Source organism: Lentzea sp. NPDC051208, assembly GCF_040682435.1.
GTDB classification, from domain to species: domain Bacteria; phylum Actinomycetota; class Actinomycetes; order Mycobacteriales; family Pseudonocardiaceae; genus Lentzea; species Lentzea kristufekii.
Genome location: NZ_JBFBAW010000001.1, coordinates 658,216 through 672,933, shown reverse-complemented (window position 1 = coordinate 672,933; position 14,718 = coordinate 658,216). Strand labels below are relative to the sequence as shown.

Sequence of the window (14,718 nt, the reverse complement as noted above, 5' to 3'; positions counted from 1 at the left end):
CGAACCACCCGTCGAATCGACGGAACTGTTGTGCGGCAACCAGTCTGTGCTGGACAGTGAGGCGATGAGAATCGCAGCAGGCGCACTCGTCGTCGTCCTCACGGCCGCCTCCACGACCCCCGCGACCGCGGCGGCGTGGGAAGAGGTGATCGGGCCGGGGTCCTTCAGCGGCTACGGCGCGCTGGAGTCGGAGTGGAACTACCGCTACCCGTGGGGCTCCGACCACAACGGCACGGCCAGGATGTACGCGAGCCCCAGCGACCACAACCACGTGTCGCTGTCCGGCGGCGTGCTGACGGTGAAGGCGACCCGCATCTCCTGGAACGAGGGCAACAGCAGCGCCGACCCGCACCTGCCCATCCGCTACCACTCCGGCGCGATCCACGCGAAGGAGCACGTCGTGGTGAACGACCAGTTCCCGAACTGGGAGGTGAAGGGCGACTTCCAGGCGCCGTCCACCCGCGGCACCTGGCCCGCGTTCTGGCTGACCGGCGTCAACAGCTGGCCACCTGAAAGCGACGTCCTCGAGTTCAAGGGGGACAACCGGAACTGGTTCAACACCTTCCGGACGTCCAGCGACGTGTCGAGCTCGATCGTCGGCGTGTCCTCGCCGGGTTCGTGGCACACCTACCGGGCGTGGATGACGAAGGTGAACAGCACCGACGTCGACATCCACTACTACCTCGACGGCAAGTGGATCGCCAAGCACACCGCGAGGAACTTCGTCGGCAAGCCGCTCTGGGTGATCATCAACCTGCAGATGGAGGGCTCGTCCGGCAGTCCGGGACCGACCGCGGAGACCGTCTACCGGGCCCGCAACGTCTACATCGGACGTACGCGGGCGTGAAAGGAGGTGGCCCCGGGCGAACACCGGGGCCACCTCCCCCGGTCAGGCCCCCGCCGGAAGGCCCGACCGAGCCTCCTGCGACGTCAGCGGTCGCATCGTGATCGTGTACTCGTAGGTGCTGTCGGGACGGACCTGGCTGCGCTGCCGAACCGGGTTCGGCGTGTCACCGACGCCGGTCACGGCGTGATCGGCGTGCAGCGTGAAGTAGCCCTTGTTGCGCTGCAACATGAACGGGTACGCCGCACGCTCGATGTCGTCGTACTGCGTCACGCTGACCTCGCGGGCCCCCGACACCAGCAGACCGGACGTGCGTCCGTCGGTGAGCAACGCCCACCGGGTGTCGGTGTGGTTGCCGTGGTCCTGCGGGCGGTGGTACTCGACGTACTGGTCGGCCACCGAGGACGAGTGCACCCCGATCGGCGTGCCGTCCTTGCGGTCGACGTAGCTCTCGGCCTTCCTGCCGTACCAGGAGAACTCGGAGAAGCGGTCGGGCACGGACAGCTGGACACCGATGCGCGGCAGGTACGGCAGGGCCCGCACGGAGCCCTGCGGCGTCACCCGGTGCCCGAGTCGCAGCACACCGGCCGAGTCCACCGAGTAGACCATCGTCTGGTCGAACCACGCCCCGCTGACACCGGGCGCGGCGACCTTGCTGTCCACGATGATCCTGGTGGTCTTGTGGCCGTCCTTCTCCACGCGCACACCGGACACCGTGGTCTCCAGCCGGTCAAGCCCGGCCTTGCGCCAGTCCTCGCCCTCGGCGCGGCCCCAGGCGTAGGTCTCGTTGCTGATCGGCGCACGCCACGCGTCGAGCTTCGGGCCGCTGGCGAGCAGCTCACGGCCCCACGACTTCATGGACGTCAGCGCGCCGGACCTCTTGTCCACCGTGTAGGTGGCGCCTGCCGCCGTGGCGGTGACCTTCTGGGCGTCCTCCTGGGTGAACACGACCGCCCAGTCGAGCGGAGCCTTGTCCAGGCCGGGAACACGACTGCCGCCCAGCGAGAACTGGTCGTGCGCGAGCACGTGCCCGGCGGGCAGCAGCGGTGCCGCGGACGCCGTGACCGTCTCGACGGTCAGGAACCGTTCGCGATCTGCGTCGTTGACCGGCACCGGCAGCGAGATCGGCGTGGTCGAGCCGGCGGCGACGCGCAGCGGCTGTTCGCCGCTCTTGACCACCCGCGAGCCTTCGGTGACCCGCCAGCGCAGGGTGAGGTCGTCGGTGCCGGTGAACTGCCGTTCGTTGGTCACCGACAGCACTCCGCCGGAGTAGCCGAACCGGATCGGCTGGTGTGCCCACGCCATCTGCAGTGTCTCGGGCTGGGTCGTGCGGTCCGTGTTGATCAGGCCGTCCACACCGGACAGGGTCGACCCGTACGCGAAGTGCGTGCCGCGCTCCCGCACGTCGTCGAAGTCGAGCGCCAGCACGGCGCCCCCGGCCGGGGCGGAGGAGACGCCGAGTTCGGCCGCCGGCAACGCCCGGTCGTAGACGCGCACGTCGTCGACCTCACCGCGGGCCATCCAGCCGACGGTGGACGGGTCGTTCCACGACATCTCGAAGTCCCGGCCGATGTTCACGTCGGCAGCCGAGTAGTCGATCGCGCCGGTGAACGGCAGGGTGCCGACCTCGGCGCCGTCGATGTACAGCCGCAGCGCGGTGCCGTCGTACGTACCGCTGACCCGGTGCCACTTGCCGTAGAAGTCGGCGGGCACCTTCGCCTGCACTGCGCGCCACGTGCCGCTGTGGATGAAGAACTCGAGCGTGGTCTCGTTCTTCATCTTGAGCGTCCACTGGTGGTCGCCCTTGGCGATGATCGGGAACTGGCCGGTCCACCTGCCGGGCTTGACCCACGCGTCCAGCGTCAGCGCCGTGCCGGTGATGTCGAGCTTGCGGTCGCGGTAGACCTCGACGAAGTCGTCGAGCCCGGACAGCGACAGCGCCTTGCCGCGGTGGCCGTCGACGAGCTTCGGCGCACCGGAGAGCAGTGCGGTGATGTTGTTGCCCGAACTGTCCGGCGCGACACGGGTCTTCTGCTTGATGTTCTGCTCGGCCCAGTCCCAGATGAAGCCGCCCTGGGTCTGCGGGTTGGCCCGGATGATGTCCCAGAACTCGCGGAAGTTGCCCAGGCTGTTGCCCATCGCGTGCGCGTACTCGCCGAAGATCAGCGGCTTGGTCGTGCTCTTCGCCTGCTCGGCGAACCGTTCCGGCGACGGGTAGCGCGGCCCCCACACGTCGGCGAACGGTGCGTCACCGTCGGGGTTGTTGGACTGGTGGTAGATCGGCCGCGACGGGTCGTTGGCCTTGAGCCAGCGCGCCATCTCGTAGTGGTGCGCGCCGAGCCCCGCCTCGTTGCCGGTGTCCCACAGGAAGACGCTCGGGTGGTTCTTGTCGCGCTCGACCATGCCGATCAGGCGGTCCAGGAACGTGTCGCGCCACTCCGGCTGGTTGGCCTGGCACCACCGGGCGCAGTTCTCGTGGTTGTGGGTCTCGATGTCGACCTCGTCGTCGATCCAGAGGCCGTGCTTGTCGGCGAGGTCGTAGAAGTACGGGTCGCTCGGGTAGTGCGAGGTGCGGACGGCGTTGACGTTGAGCTGCTCCATGAGCGCCACGTCGCGTTCCTGCGCCTTCCTCGGCACGTGCCGGCCGTGGTCCGGGTCGGTCTCCGCGCGGTTGACGCCCTTGAACAGCACGCGCTTGCCGTTGACCAGCAACGTCTTGTTCCGGATCTCGATCTCGCGGAAGCCGGTGGTGTCACTGGTGATGTGCGTGATCTTGCCGTCGGGCGCGGTGAGGGTCAGCACGACGGTGTAGAGGTTCGGCGTCTCGTCGGTCCACTTGGCCGGGTTGCGCACCGGCAGCGTGAGACGGGCGGTGCTGCCGTCGGTCTCCTGGCTCGCCGAACCGACTTCGGCTCCGCGGGAGTCACGCAGACTGGCGGTGACGCGGTGCGTGCCGGTGGTGCCGCCGGGCTTGTGGCCGAGTTCGACGTCCGCGGTCAGGGTCGCGTCGGTGTAGGTGGCGTCGAGGTCGGTCTTGAGCGTGACGTCCTGGATGAACGTGGCGGGCGTCGAGTACAGCGACACCGAGCGGAAGATGCCCGAGTACCGCCACTGGTCGTAGTCCTCCAGGTAGGAGCCGGCGCTCCAGCGGTGCACCTGGACGGCGATCTTGTTGCGGCCCGGTCGCAGCGCGGAGGAGATGTCGAACTCGGCCGGGGTGTAACCACCCTGGTCGTAGCCGATGTACGTGCCGTTGACCCACACGAAGTAGCCGGACGTCACGCCCTCGAAGCGCACGAACGTCGCCCGCTCGGTCCAGTCGGCCGGCACGTCGAAGTCGCGGACGTACGCACCGGTCGGGTTCACGTCGCGGGGCACGCGGGGCGGGTCGTCCGGCTGCACCTCGGTGGCGATGTTGCGGAAGATCGGGTGGTCCAGGCCGTCGGTCTGCCAGGTGTGCGGCACGGTCACCGTGCGCCAGCCGGACGTGTCGTGGTCGTCGGCGTAGAACCGCGCCGGAACGTCGGCGGGCTTGTCCGCCATGGAGATCCGCCACTTGCCGTCCAGCGACTGCGTGAACGGGGTGCGCTCGTCGCCGCGCACGGCCGAGGCGACGTCCGCCTGCGGGAGCAGCAACGCGTGGTGCGGCTCCTGCCCCTCGGCGATCCTGCTCGGGTCCTCGAGGTAGGTGTGCACGTCCGGAGGGGGATCGGCTGCGGAGGCGATCGGTGTCGTCGAACCAACCGCAACTAACAGCACCGTGGCAAGAACAATCGCGCGCCGCACGCTGAACCTCCATGTTCAGACAGAACTGAACACAAGTGAACAGTCGAGCTGGTGGGGCGACAAGAGGCCACGAGGTCCGTGCCATTCACATGGCGCTCACTGTTATCGAACAACTCGACGCTTGCGTTCGATTTTGTTCGACTTCACGCTCCGGGGATCAGGCCGAACCACGACCAGCCGGGGGAACCGTGAAAAGGACAGCGCTGTGCTTGGTGACCGCGATGCTGCTGGCGTCGCCAGTGCCCGCGGTGGGAGCGCCCGCGGCGGCACCGGCGGTGAACCTCGTCAGCGACACGCTGCTCGATCCTTCAGCGCTGTTCTTCGTGTCCTACGACGGCGTGGTGAACAACAACTCGTTCCAGCAGGACGCGATCCTGACTTATCAGGGACGTCAGTACGCCACCTGGTACACCGCGAGCCGCAACGCCGTGGTCGCGCGGCGAACCGTCGGCAGCACCCGGTGGGAGGCCGTGGTCCTGCCGCACAAGCTCAGCGCCGACGACTCGCACAACGTGATCTCGCTGGGAATCTCCCCGCAGGACAACACGATCCACGTCGCGTTGGACACGCACAACACGCGCTTGTTCTACTTCCGGTCCCTGCCCGGCCTTGCGACGGGCGCCCAGCAGTGGAACGCCGCCGCGTTCGGTTCCGTGCAGCGCACGCTCGGCGGCGTCGAGCTCGGGTCCATGACGTACCCGCAGTTCGTCGTGACGCCCGAGGGCAGGCTGCAGTTCAGCTACCGCACCGGTGGCTCCGGCAACGGCGTCAACGAGCTGGCCGAGTACTCCGGCGGCACGTGGCGCAAGCTCGGCGGCTGGTCGTCCGCCACCGGTTCGTACACCGGCCCGAACGGCGTCGTGTCCACCACCCGCAACATGTACCTGCACGGTCTGACCTACGACCGGAGTGGACGGTTGCACGCCGCTTTCACCTGGCGTGAAGGCAATGCCGGGGTGCTGTGCAACCCGGGTGGGCTGACCAACCACGACACCGGCTACGTCTACAGCGACGACCGCGGCCGGACGTGGCGCAACGGTACCGGAACCGTGGTGGGCACCACCGGCGGCACAGCGGTGAACGTCAACTCGCCAGGCCTGGTGGCCGATCCGCTCGACCCGAACCACGGCCTGATGAACCAGGAGAGCCAGGCCGTGGACGCGCAGGGCAGGCCGCACGTGGTGATCAGCTACGTTCCCGGCCGGTTCACCCAGTGCGTGTCGAACTACGCGCAGCAGCGCACGCAGTACGGCCGCACCTTCCACGTCTTCCGCGGCGCGGACGGCAGGTGGACCAAGAGGGAGGTCCCGATCCCGCCGAACCACACGCAGCGCACGAAGATCGTGTTCGACCGGGACGACAACGCGTACCTCGTGCAGCCGCGCGGGAAGATCGTGGCGGCGAGCAAGGCCAGCGGCTGGACGGACTGGACGACGCTGTTCGACCGCCCGTCACTGCAGGCGTTCGGCGAGGTGAACGTGGACGCCTCGCGCGTCGCGTCCCAGGGGATCCTGTCGGTGCAGTACCAGCAGACCTCCAGCGGCACCACGCCGTCGCCGATCCGCGTCGCCGACTTCCGCCTGGGAGCCTGACATGGCGCGACTTCTGCTGGCGCTCACCCTCGTCATCGCCGGTCTCGCGACGCCGGCGGTCGCGGGCCCGTTGCCGCAGAACGCGGTCACCGTGCGCATCGACCCGTCGTACCAGCAACCCGAGTTCGAGGGCTGGGGCACCAGCCTGGTGTGGTTCGCGAACATCACCGGTGGCTATCCGGAGCCGATCCGCCGCAAGCTCGTCGACCTGCTGTTCGGTGAGGACGGCCTGCGCCTGAACATCGCGCGGTACAACATCGGCGGTGGCAACGCGCCCGACGTCCGCAAGGACTACATGAAGAAGGGCGCGACCATGGAGGGCTTCTGGAAAGCCCCTCCCGGCACCACGCGCGAGGACGTGGACTGGTGGCAGCCGGACAACCCGGACCACTGGGACTTCACCGCGGACGCCAACCAGCGCTGGTGGGTCGACCAGGTGAAGCGCAAGGTCACGAGGTGGGAGGCGTTCAGCAACTCGCCGCCGTGGTTCCAGACCGTCAGCGGCTACGTCTCCGGCGGGTTCGACGCGAACACCGACCAGATCCGCCGGGACCGCGTCGAGGACTTCGCCACGTACCTGGCGCGCGTGACCCAGGAGATGGAACGCGCGCACGGCATCAAGTTCGACACGCTCGCCCCGTTGAACGAGCCCAACACCAACTACTGGGGCACGCAGATCGGCCCTGACGGCCAGCCGACCGGTGGACGCCAGGAAGGCGCGCACGCCGGACCTGAGCTGCAGCAGGAGGTTCTGCTCGCGACACGACGCGCACTCGACGAGTTGCGGTCGCGGGTGAAGGTGTCCGCGATGGACGAGACGAACCCGGGCACGTTCGTGCGCAACTGGAACGGCTACGGCCCGGCGCGGGACGTGGTCGACCAGCTCAACGTGCACACCTACGGCACCGGCCAGCGCACCAGCGTCCGCGACATCGCCAAGGGCGCCGGCGAGAAGCTCTGGATGAGCGAGGTCGAGGGCACCTGGGGCAACGGCACCACCGACTACACGAGCATGGAACCCGGTCTCGGCATGGCGACCAGGATGCTCGAGGACATCCGCGAGCTCGAACCGTCGGCGTGGGTGTTCTGGCAGCCGGTCGAGGACACCGCGCCGCAGACGGCCGCCGGCAAGAACTGGGGCAGCATCCACATCCCGTTCGACTGCACGGCGGACGACACGCTGGAGTCCTGTCCTATCAGGACCAACACGAAGTTCCACACCATCCGCAACTTCACCCACTTCGTCCGGCCGGGCGACCGGTTCGTCAAGACCGACGACCCGTCGAGCGTGGCCGCGGTGAAGCGGTTCGGACTGGACGCGACGGTGGTGCACGTCAACAGCGGCAACACCGGCCGCGCGGTGACGCTGGACCTGTCGCGGTTCGGGCTCGTCTCGCCGCTGGCGAAGGTGACCCCGGTGGTCACCGACGCGTCCGGGGCACTCGTGCGCGGCAAGCCGGTGCGGGTGAACGGGAAGTCGGCGACGCTCTCGGTACCGGCGAAGTCGGTCACCACGTTCCTCGTCGACGGTGTGGCGGGGGTGTCCGGCGACGCCGCGCTCGTCCAGCCCGATCACGTGTACCGGATCGCCGCGGGCGGGAAGTCCTTGCAGCCGTCCGACGACTGGGCGAAGGCGGTGCTGCGGACCACCGACACCGCGAGTGCGCGGCAGCTGTGGGCGGTGCGGAAACTCGGGCACGGCAACGGCAACCGCGAGCGCTACGAGATCGTCAGCGCGGTGACCGGAACCCGGTTGGCCGCAGCGGGTGACGCCGTCGTGCTGCAGTCGGCCGGGGACACCGCAGCTCAGTGGATCATGTCGACGACCGGCGACGGCAGTTGGACGTTCGTCAACGCCGCCACGGGCACGCTGATCGAGGCGGCAGGGGAGACCGTGTCGGCCAAGACCCCGACCTCGGGCGCGAACCAGCGTTGGACGCCGGTCGACGAGACCGTGCAACGGGTTCAGGACGCGGCCGTGTTCACGGTTCCCAAGTTGCGGCCCGTGTTGCCGCGGACCGTGACGCCGGTGTACCCGGACGGAGCGCGAGGCGCTCTTCCCGTGGTCTGGAACCTTCCGCCGGACCGGCAGTGGCAGCACCCCGGCACCGTGCGCGTCCACGGCACTGCGACGGACGTGCTCGGGCGCAAGCTGCCCGCACTGGCCGTGGTCACCGTCGACACGATCGCCTCGACACTGCCCGCTCGCGCGAAGACCTACGTCGGCGGGCGGCCCGACCTGCCGGCCACCGTCACGGGCGTCGGCCATCGGGGCGGCAGGGCCGAACTCCCCGTCGTGTGGGACACCGCGGTGTTCGACCACGTCGGGACGGCGACGGTGACCGGACGTGCCCAAGTCGTCGACGGCAGCACGGTGGCCGCGACGGCGGTCGTCCAAGTGACCGAACCCGTCGAGGTCAACGCGGCGCTCGACGCGGCCGTCGCGGCGACCTACACCGAGTCCGGCTACTCGGCGGAAAGGTTGCGCAACGGGGTGACGGAGGAGAAGGCGTGGTCGAACTGGCGGTCCGGCACCAAGAACACGTCCGACACGATCACCTTCACCTTGCCCGGAACCCGTGATCTCACGCGCGTGGCCGTGCATTCCCACCGCGACGGCGAAGGCGGCATCGCCCAGAGCCTCAAGGTCCAGGTGCGCACGGCCGACGGCGCGTGGGTCGACGCGAGCGGCGACGTCGAAGTCACCGGGCTGCGGACGGAGGTCGTGCTGAACCCCTCGCCGCCGGCGACCGCCGTGCGGGTCGTCCTCACCGCGCGGCCGTCCGGCTACCTCACCCTGGGCGAGATCGAGGTGCTGGCGAAGGCACCGGCTCCGTGAGTCAGATCCTGGCCGCCACGATCGGTGCCAGCCGGTCGGCGATCTTGCGGTGGCCCTGGTCGTTGGGGTGCACGTTGTCCGTCGTGTCGGTGGCCTCGTCGATCCAGCCCAGCGTGTCGACGAAGTGCACGTTGCGGTCGCCGCCGTCGGTGAGCGTCTTCACCGCCGCCTGGGTCTCCGGGACGTAGCGCTTGCGGAACGTCGCGAGGGCGAAGATCGCCGCCGTCGGGTACTTCTCCCGCGCACGCCGCAGCAGCGTGACGTAGGAGGAGCGGAACTCGTCCTTGGTGACGCTGTGGCCGACGTCGTTCGTGCCGAGGTTGATCACGACGGCGTTCGCCCGGTACCGGCCGAAGTTCCACGCGGGCGCGTTCAACGCCAGGCCGGTGCGCAGGAAGCCCTCCCGCATGCTCAGGCACCCGTCCGCCGCCGGGTGCAGGCACGCGCCGCCCACGGCGATCTGCGTGTGGCCCACCTTGAGCTTCTCGCCGGTCAGCCAGCCGTAAGCGGTGAGCGCCTGCTTCGACGACTGCTGGCCGACGGTGATCGAGTCGCCGACGAACTCGATGATCTTCGACGGCACGGTGGGCGCGAACGTGCGTGCGCCGGTGTCGATCTCGATGCCCTGGTACACCGCGTCGCCCTTGTAAGAGCCCGCGATCGGGCGGTAGGAGACGCGGAGAGTGTGGTTGCCCGAGGCCAGCGGCGTCGGGGTGAGGTTCACCGTGCCGCTGCGGTTCGGGTACGCCACGTCGGGTCCGCCGTCGATGCTCACGAAGAAGTCGATCGCGCGGCGCTGCTTGAGCTTGACCGTCCGGCCGGTGAAGCCGACGACGAGGTAGGCGCCCGCCCATTCGGAGACGTAGGCGCTCGACGAACTCGTGTTCCAGCGGCCGAAGTACTTGACGTTCGGGTCGGTGGGCGAGCTCGTGGTGGCGGCGGACGCCGTCGGAACCGCGGTGCTCATGAGCACCACCACCGAGACGAGAAGTCCTTTGATCATGATCCGGCCAATCGGTGCGAGGGCAGGGGAACGCGCGCCCAGTCGACGTCCGAGGCGAGGTAGAAGCCCGGGTACGACGGCTGGTTGTAGGTGGTCTGCTGGCGGGCGACCTCGACGCGGTACTGGCGGTCGTGCATGAGCGTGTACATCTTGTGGTTCGTCGGTTCGGTGCTGAGGTAGAAGCGCAGGGCGGTGCTGTCCTGCGTGCGCACGACCAGTTCCTCGCGCCAGTCGCCGAACACGTCGGCCACGAGCGACGGGTTTCCCTTGGTGCCGTTGTTGGTGCGCGTTCCGGTGGCGGTGAGCAGCGTGCCGCGCCGCCAGTCCTCGACGGCCGGTGTCACGTCCTGCGCTCCGGTCACGATCTGGGTGGTCAGGTCACCGGCCCAGCGGATGCTCATGTTCGTTCCGGGAGAACGGGTGTCGAGCCGGCGGCCGTCCGCGCTCCAGGTGCCGGCGGAGTCCGAGCCGTTCGGCATGGACGCCCACGTCTCGATGCCGGGCACGTCGGGGCGGACGTCGCCGATCATGCCCCGGCCGGTGTCCATCCCGGAGTAGGCGCCGTAGATCGTCGCGCCGGTGCGGGCGTCGCGCAGCGCGTAGCCGTACGGCGCGGATCGGGCGCCCTCGTGGACCATGTAGATCTCGAGACCGGGACGGTTCGGGTCGATGTCGGTGACGTGCAGGGCGTCGCCGTGACCGACCCGGACCGTGGCTCCCGGGTCCACGCTGCCCGGTGGCAGCACGCCGGCCGAGCTGTACATCAGCGAGCCGTCGTCGTCGAGCGTCGCGCCGCCGTAGATGATCTCCTGCCTGCCGTCGCCGTCCACGTCGGCGACGCTCAGCGAGTGCGAGCCCTGCGTGGTGAGCTTGGCGTGACTGGGATTTGTGCCGTCGCGGCCGTGGGGGGAGTCGCGGAACGGGTTCGTCATCGGCACCCAGCCGCTGTCGACGAGCCAGCGCTTCTTGAGCCGCCTGCCGTCCCAGTCGTAGGTGGCGACGGTGGAGCGGGTGTAGTAGCCGCGGGCGAAGATCGCGGACGGGCGCTTGCCGTCCAGGTAGGCGACTCCCGACAGGAAGCGGTCGACGCGGTTGCCCGGTTCGATGCGGGACATCGCGTAGTCGCCCCACATCAGCCCGTCGTCGATGCGGCCGGGTTCGTAGCGGACGGTCTGCAGCTCGCGTCCCGTGGCGCCGTCGAACACGGTCAGGTACTCCGGGCCGTCGACGATGAAACCGGCGAACTGGCGCAGTTTGTTGTTGGCGCTGCGGGACGGCGCGTAGACGTCGATGAAGTGGTCGACCAGTGCGGCGGCGTCCTCTGTGGACAAGGGATAGGTGTACCGCTGCTCGATGCCGAACGCCTGCTCCAGCGTCGCGGGCCACCGGCCGGCGACCACCTCGGGATGGGAGTCCCAGCCGCGGAACACGCCGATGAGGTGGTTGCGATAGCCCTCCGGGCTGAGCCGGTAGTCGTCGGTGTTCCGGTACCCGGCGCGCACGTCCTCGCGTGGCATCGTGATGAACCGCTCGCGGCCGTCACGAGTGCCCGGCGCGGTCTTCGTCATCAGCTCCGCGCGGCCGTCACCGTCGAAGTCGTAGACCAGGAACTGGGTGTAGTGCGCGCCCGCCCGGATGTTCACGCCGAGGTCGATCCGGTGCAGCAGCGTGCCGTCGAAGCGGTACGTGTCGAGGTACACCGGTCCGGTGTAGCCGACCTGCGAGACGTCCTTGGAGTTGCTGGGATCCCACTTGACGACGTACTCGTACCGGCCGTCGCCGTCCACGTCGCCGACGCTGACGTCGTTGGCCGAGTAGGTGTAGCGCTCACCGGCCGGCGTCACGCCGTCAGCGGGCTTCCGCAGCGGCAGGTCGTGGTGGGACGCCGCCCACGCCGTCACGGGCCTGCTGCGCCCCAGCGGGACACCGCGCCGCACGGGCGCGACCTGGTACCGCGCACCAGGTGCCGCGCCGGTGTCGACGTACGTGGTGCTGTCGGTGACGGTCGCGATGCGCTTCCCGTTCCGGAAGACCGCGAAATCGGGTCCGGCGAGGCCGGTGGCGGTGGCGCCGGTGGCTTCCCGGCCGAGCAGGCGCCAGCTCAGGTGCACGCCGCCCTCGACGGAGGCCGCGACGAGCCCGCGGTCCAGGCGCTCACCGGGGGTGGGGTGCGCGGAAGCAGGCAGCTGCCCCGCCAGGACGGCTGTGCACACCAACGGCAGCAGAACCCCTCGTCGCAGATCCACGACGGCTACGATGAACCGTCCCGGCACCGGAAGCAAGGGCTGAATGTGTTGCTGCACAATGCGGAAAGCGTTTTCCACGTCAATCGTCGAATCGAGTGCGCCGTTCGACGGAAAAGCTGTCGAACGAGTCGAATCGACGTCATCGCCTCCGCGGACCGCCGAGGTGCCGGCGCACTGGTGGTGCCGCGATGACCCGGTTGTGGTTCGAGGCCCCCGCCACGGCGTGGGAGGAAGCGTTGCCGCTGGGCACCGGCAGGCTCGGCGCGATGTGCTTCGGCGGCGTCGGCACCGAGCTGGTGCAGCTCAACGACGACCGGCTGTGGACCGGGTCGCCGCTGCCCGCGCCGTCCGGTGATCCCGGTCTGGTGGAGCAAGCTCGTGCGCACGTGCTGGCCGGCTCACCTCGTGCGGCGGAAGAGGTGCTGCGACGCGTTCAGGGGCCTGACACCGCGAAGTACCAGCCACTGGCAGACCTCTCGCTCGTCGCCGGACCCGATCAGGCCGAGGCCTACCGGCGTGAGCTCGACCTGCGCACCGGCGTGTACTCGGTCTCCTGCCGGACCGGGAAGACGGAGGTGCGGCGGGAGGCCGTGTGCCACGCGGGCCTGCACGTCCTGGCCCTGCGGGTGACCGGTGCCGCCGTGAGTCCGGTGCTGCGCGGGTCGTTGCCCGGCGAGCACTTCACCTCACCCGGCGGGATCACGGGGGTGCGCGGCGTGGTGCCGTCCGGAATGGCCTGGGCGGCGGTCGTGGCGGTGGACGGTGACACCTTCTACGTCGCCACCGAGACCGGCTACCGCGGGCCCGGTGCCGCGCCGGTGGACGATCCCGCCGAGTGCTCCCGCGTGGCGATCGAGCGGGTCGAGCAGGCCCGCGCGCTGGGCTGGGCGGCGTTCCGCGACCAGGCCGTCGAAGCCCACCGGACGTTGTTCGACCGGGTGAGCTTCCAGCTGGGCCCGGTGCCGGACCTGCCGACCGGCGAGCGGATCGCGCGGCCCGACCGGGCGTTGCCGGCGTTGCTGTTCCAGTACGGCCGCTACCTGCTGATCACCAGCTCCCGGCCGGGCACGCTGCCCGCGAACCTGCAGGGCATCTGGAACCCGCACACCGATCCGCCGTGGCGCGGCAACTACACGCTCAACATCAACCTGCAGATGAACTACTGGCCGGCCGAGGTCACCGCCCTGCCCGAGTGCCACGAGCCGCTGCTGGAGTTCGTCGCACGGCTGTCCGGGAGCGGTGCGGCGACGGCGAAGGCGCTCTACGGCGCGCCGGGCTGGGTGGCGCACCACAACAGCGACCCGTGGTGCCTCACCACCCCGGTCGGCGACGGCACCGGCGACCCGGCGTGGGCGAACTGGCCGATGGCCGCGGCGTGGCTGTGCCGGCATCTCCGGGACCACTACGCCTTCACCGGTGATGTCGACTGGTTGCGTGACCACGCGTGGCCGGTGCTGCGCGGGGCGGCCGAGTTCTGCCTGCACTGGCTGGTCTCGCGTGACGGGGTGCTCACGACGGCGCCGTCGACGTCACCCGAGAACCACTACCTGGCCGGGGGAGAGCCGGTCGCGGTCGGTGTCGGGTCGACGATGGACCTGGCGTTGACGGCGGACCTGTTCGCCGGTCTGGTCGAGGTCGCGGAGGTGCTGGGGCTGCGCGACGACGTCGTGGACGAGGTGCGGAAGATCGTGTTGCCGCCACCGCCGGTCGGATCGCACGGCGGGTTGCTGGAGTGGGCCGACGAGGTGCCCGACGCGGAGCCGGACCACCGGCACGTGTCGCACCTGTTCGGCCTCTACCCCGGTGACCAGATCGATCCCGTGCGCACCCCGGAACTGGCCGAGGCCGCCCGGCGTGCGCTCGTCGCCAGGGGAGACGCGGGCACGGGCTGGTCGCTGGCCTGGAAAGCCGCGCTGTGGGCACGGCTCGGTGACGGCGACCGGGCGCACACGGTGCTGTCGATGTTGCTGACGGAGGCGACGGACGGCAGCCCGCACGGGGGAGGGGTGTACCGCAACCTGCTGTGCGCGCACCCCCCGTTCCAGATCGACGGCAACTTCGGCGCCACCGCGGCGATCGCGGAGATGCTGCTGCAGAGCCACACCGGCGAGCTGCGCCTGCTGCCCGCGCTGCCCTCCGCGTGGCCGACTGGGGTGGTGCGCGGACTGCGGGCACGGGGCGGCGTGGTGGTCGACCTGTGGTGGGACGCGGGGGAGTTGAAGGCTGTAGCGTTGCGAGCCCTTCACGGTGAGAAGACAGTCGTCGTGACGTGCCAAGGACATGCGGCAGAGGTGACGGTCCGGCCGGACGTTCAGCTGATGCTCGGCGAGCAGCTCGTCCCGCGGTGACGAACGTCCGCGCCCGGCACAGGCGTGCAGGGCGCGGACGTCGGCTTGACCTGCTGCAGG

7 protein-coding genes are annotated in these 14,718 nt (G+C 69.6%); 4 read left to right on the top strand and 3 right to left on the bottom strand.

Annotated elements, in window-relative coordinates; genetic code table 11:
* The first annotated feature begins 64 nt into the window (after window positions 1-64).
* Complete coding sequence (locus AB0M48_RS02760; RefSeq protein WP_363835559.1) at window positions 65-847, top strand: family 16 glycosylhydrolase; 783 nt, start codon at window positions 65-67, stop codon at window positions 845-847.
* A gap of 42 nt (window positions 848-889) precedes the next feature.
* Here AB0M48_RS02760 and AB0M48_RS02755 read toward each other — a convergent pair whose 3' ends face one another.
* Window positions 890-4,540: a glycoside hydrolase family 2 TIM barrel-domain containing protein gene (locus tag AB0M48_RS02755; RefSeq protein ID WP_363835558.1), complete on the bottom strand. Its 3,651-nt coding sequence runs from the start codon at window positions 4,538-4,540 to the stop codon at window positions 890-892.
* 311 nt (window positions 4,541-4,851) lie between these two features.
* Between AB0M48_RS02755 and AB0M48_RS02750 the strand changes: the two genes are divergently transcribed.
* Both AB0M48_RS02750 and AB0M48_RS02745 read left to right on the top strand, forming a co-directional pair.
* Window positions 4,852-6,222, top strand: a complete 1,371-nt coding sequence (locus tag AB0M48_RS02750; protein ID WP_363835557.1) for a BNR repeat-containing protein — start codon at window positions 4,852-4,854, stop codon at window positions 6,220-6,222.
* A 1-nt stretch (window position 6,223) separates the two neighbouring features.
* The gene (locus tag AB0M48_RS02745) at window positions 6,224-9,061 is read left to right on the top strand and encodes a glycoside hydrolase (RefSeq protein WP_363835556.1); all 2,838 of its coding nucleotides are present in this window, start codon (window positions 6,224-6,226) and stop codon (window positions 9,059-9,061) included.
* A 1-nt stretch (window position 9,062) separates the two neighbouring features.
* Here AB0M48_RS02745 and AB0M48_RS02740 read toward each other — a convergent pair whose 3' ends face one another.
* A complete protein-coding gene (locus AB0M48_RS02740) occupies window positions 9,063-10,028 on the bottom strand; it encodes a GDSL-type esterase/lipase family protein (protein WP_363835555.1) in 966 nt (321 codons plus the stop codon).
* 32 nt (window positions 10,029-10,060) lie between these two features.
* A complete protein-coding gene (locus AB0M48_RS02735) occupies window positions 10,061-12,310 on the bottom strand; it encodes a rhamnogalacturonan lyase (protein WP_363835554.1) in 2,250 nt (749 codons plus the stop codon).
* Between the two features lie 188 nt (window positions 12,311-12,498).
* Between AB0M48_RS02735 and AB0M48_RS02730 the strand changes: the two genes are divergently transcribed.
* Window positions 12,499-14,658, top strand: a complete 2,160-nt coding sequence (locus AB0M48_RS02730) for a glycoside hydrolase family 95 protein (protein ID WP_363835553.1) — start codon at window positions 12,499-12,501, stop codon at window positions 14,656-14,658.
* Window positions 14,659-14,718: the final 60 nt, after the last annotated feature.

What these genes read in the sequence shown, in the direction of transcription:
- AB0M48_RS02760 (WP_363835559.1), top strand. Translation starts at nt 65, where the DNA reads ATGAGAATCGCAGCAGGCGCACTCGTCGTCGTCCTCACGGCCGCCTCC.
- AB0M48_RS02750 (WP_363835557.1), top strand. Translation starts at nt 4,852, where the DNA reads ATGCTGCTGGCGTCGCCAGTGCCCGCGGTGGGAGCGCCCGCGGCGGCA.
- AB0M48_RS02745 (WP_363835556.1), top strand. Translation starts at nt 6,224, where the DNA reads ATGGCGCGACTTCTGCTGGCGCTCACCCTCGTCATCGCCGGTCTCGCG.
- AB0M48_RS02740 (WP_363835555.1), bottom strand. Translation starts at nt 10,028, where the DNA reads ATGAGCACCGCGGTTCCGACGGCGTCCGCCGCCACCACGAGCTCGCCC.
- AB0M48_RS02730 (WP_363835553.1), top strand. Translation starts at nt 12,499, where the DNA reads ATGACCCGGTTGTGGTTCGAGGCCCCCGCCACGGCGTGGGAGGAAGCG.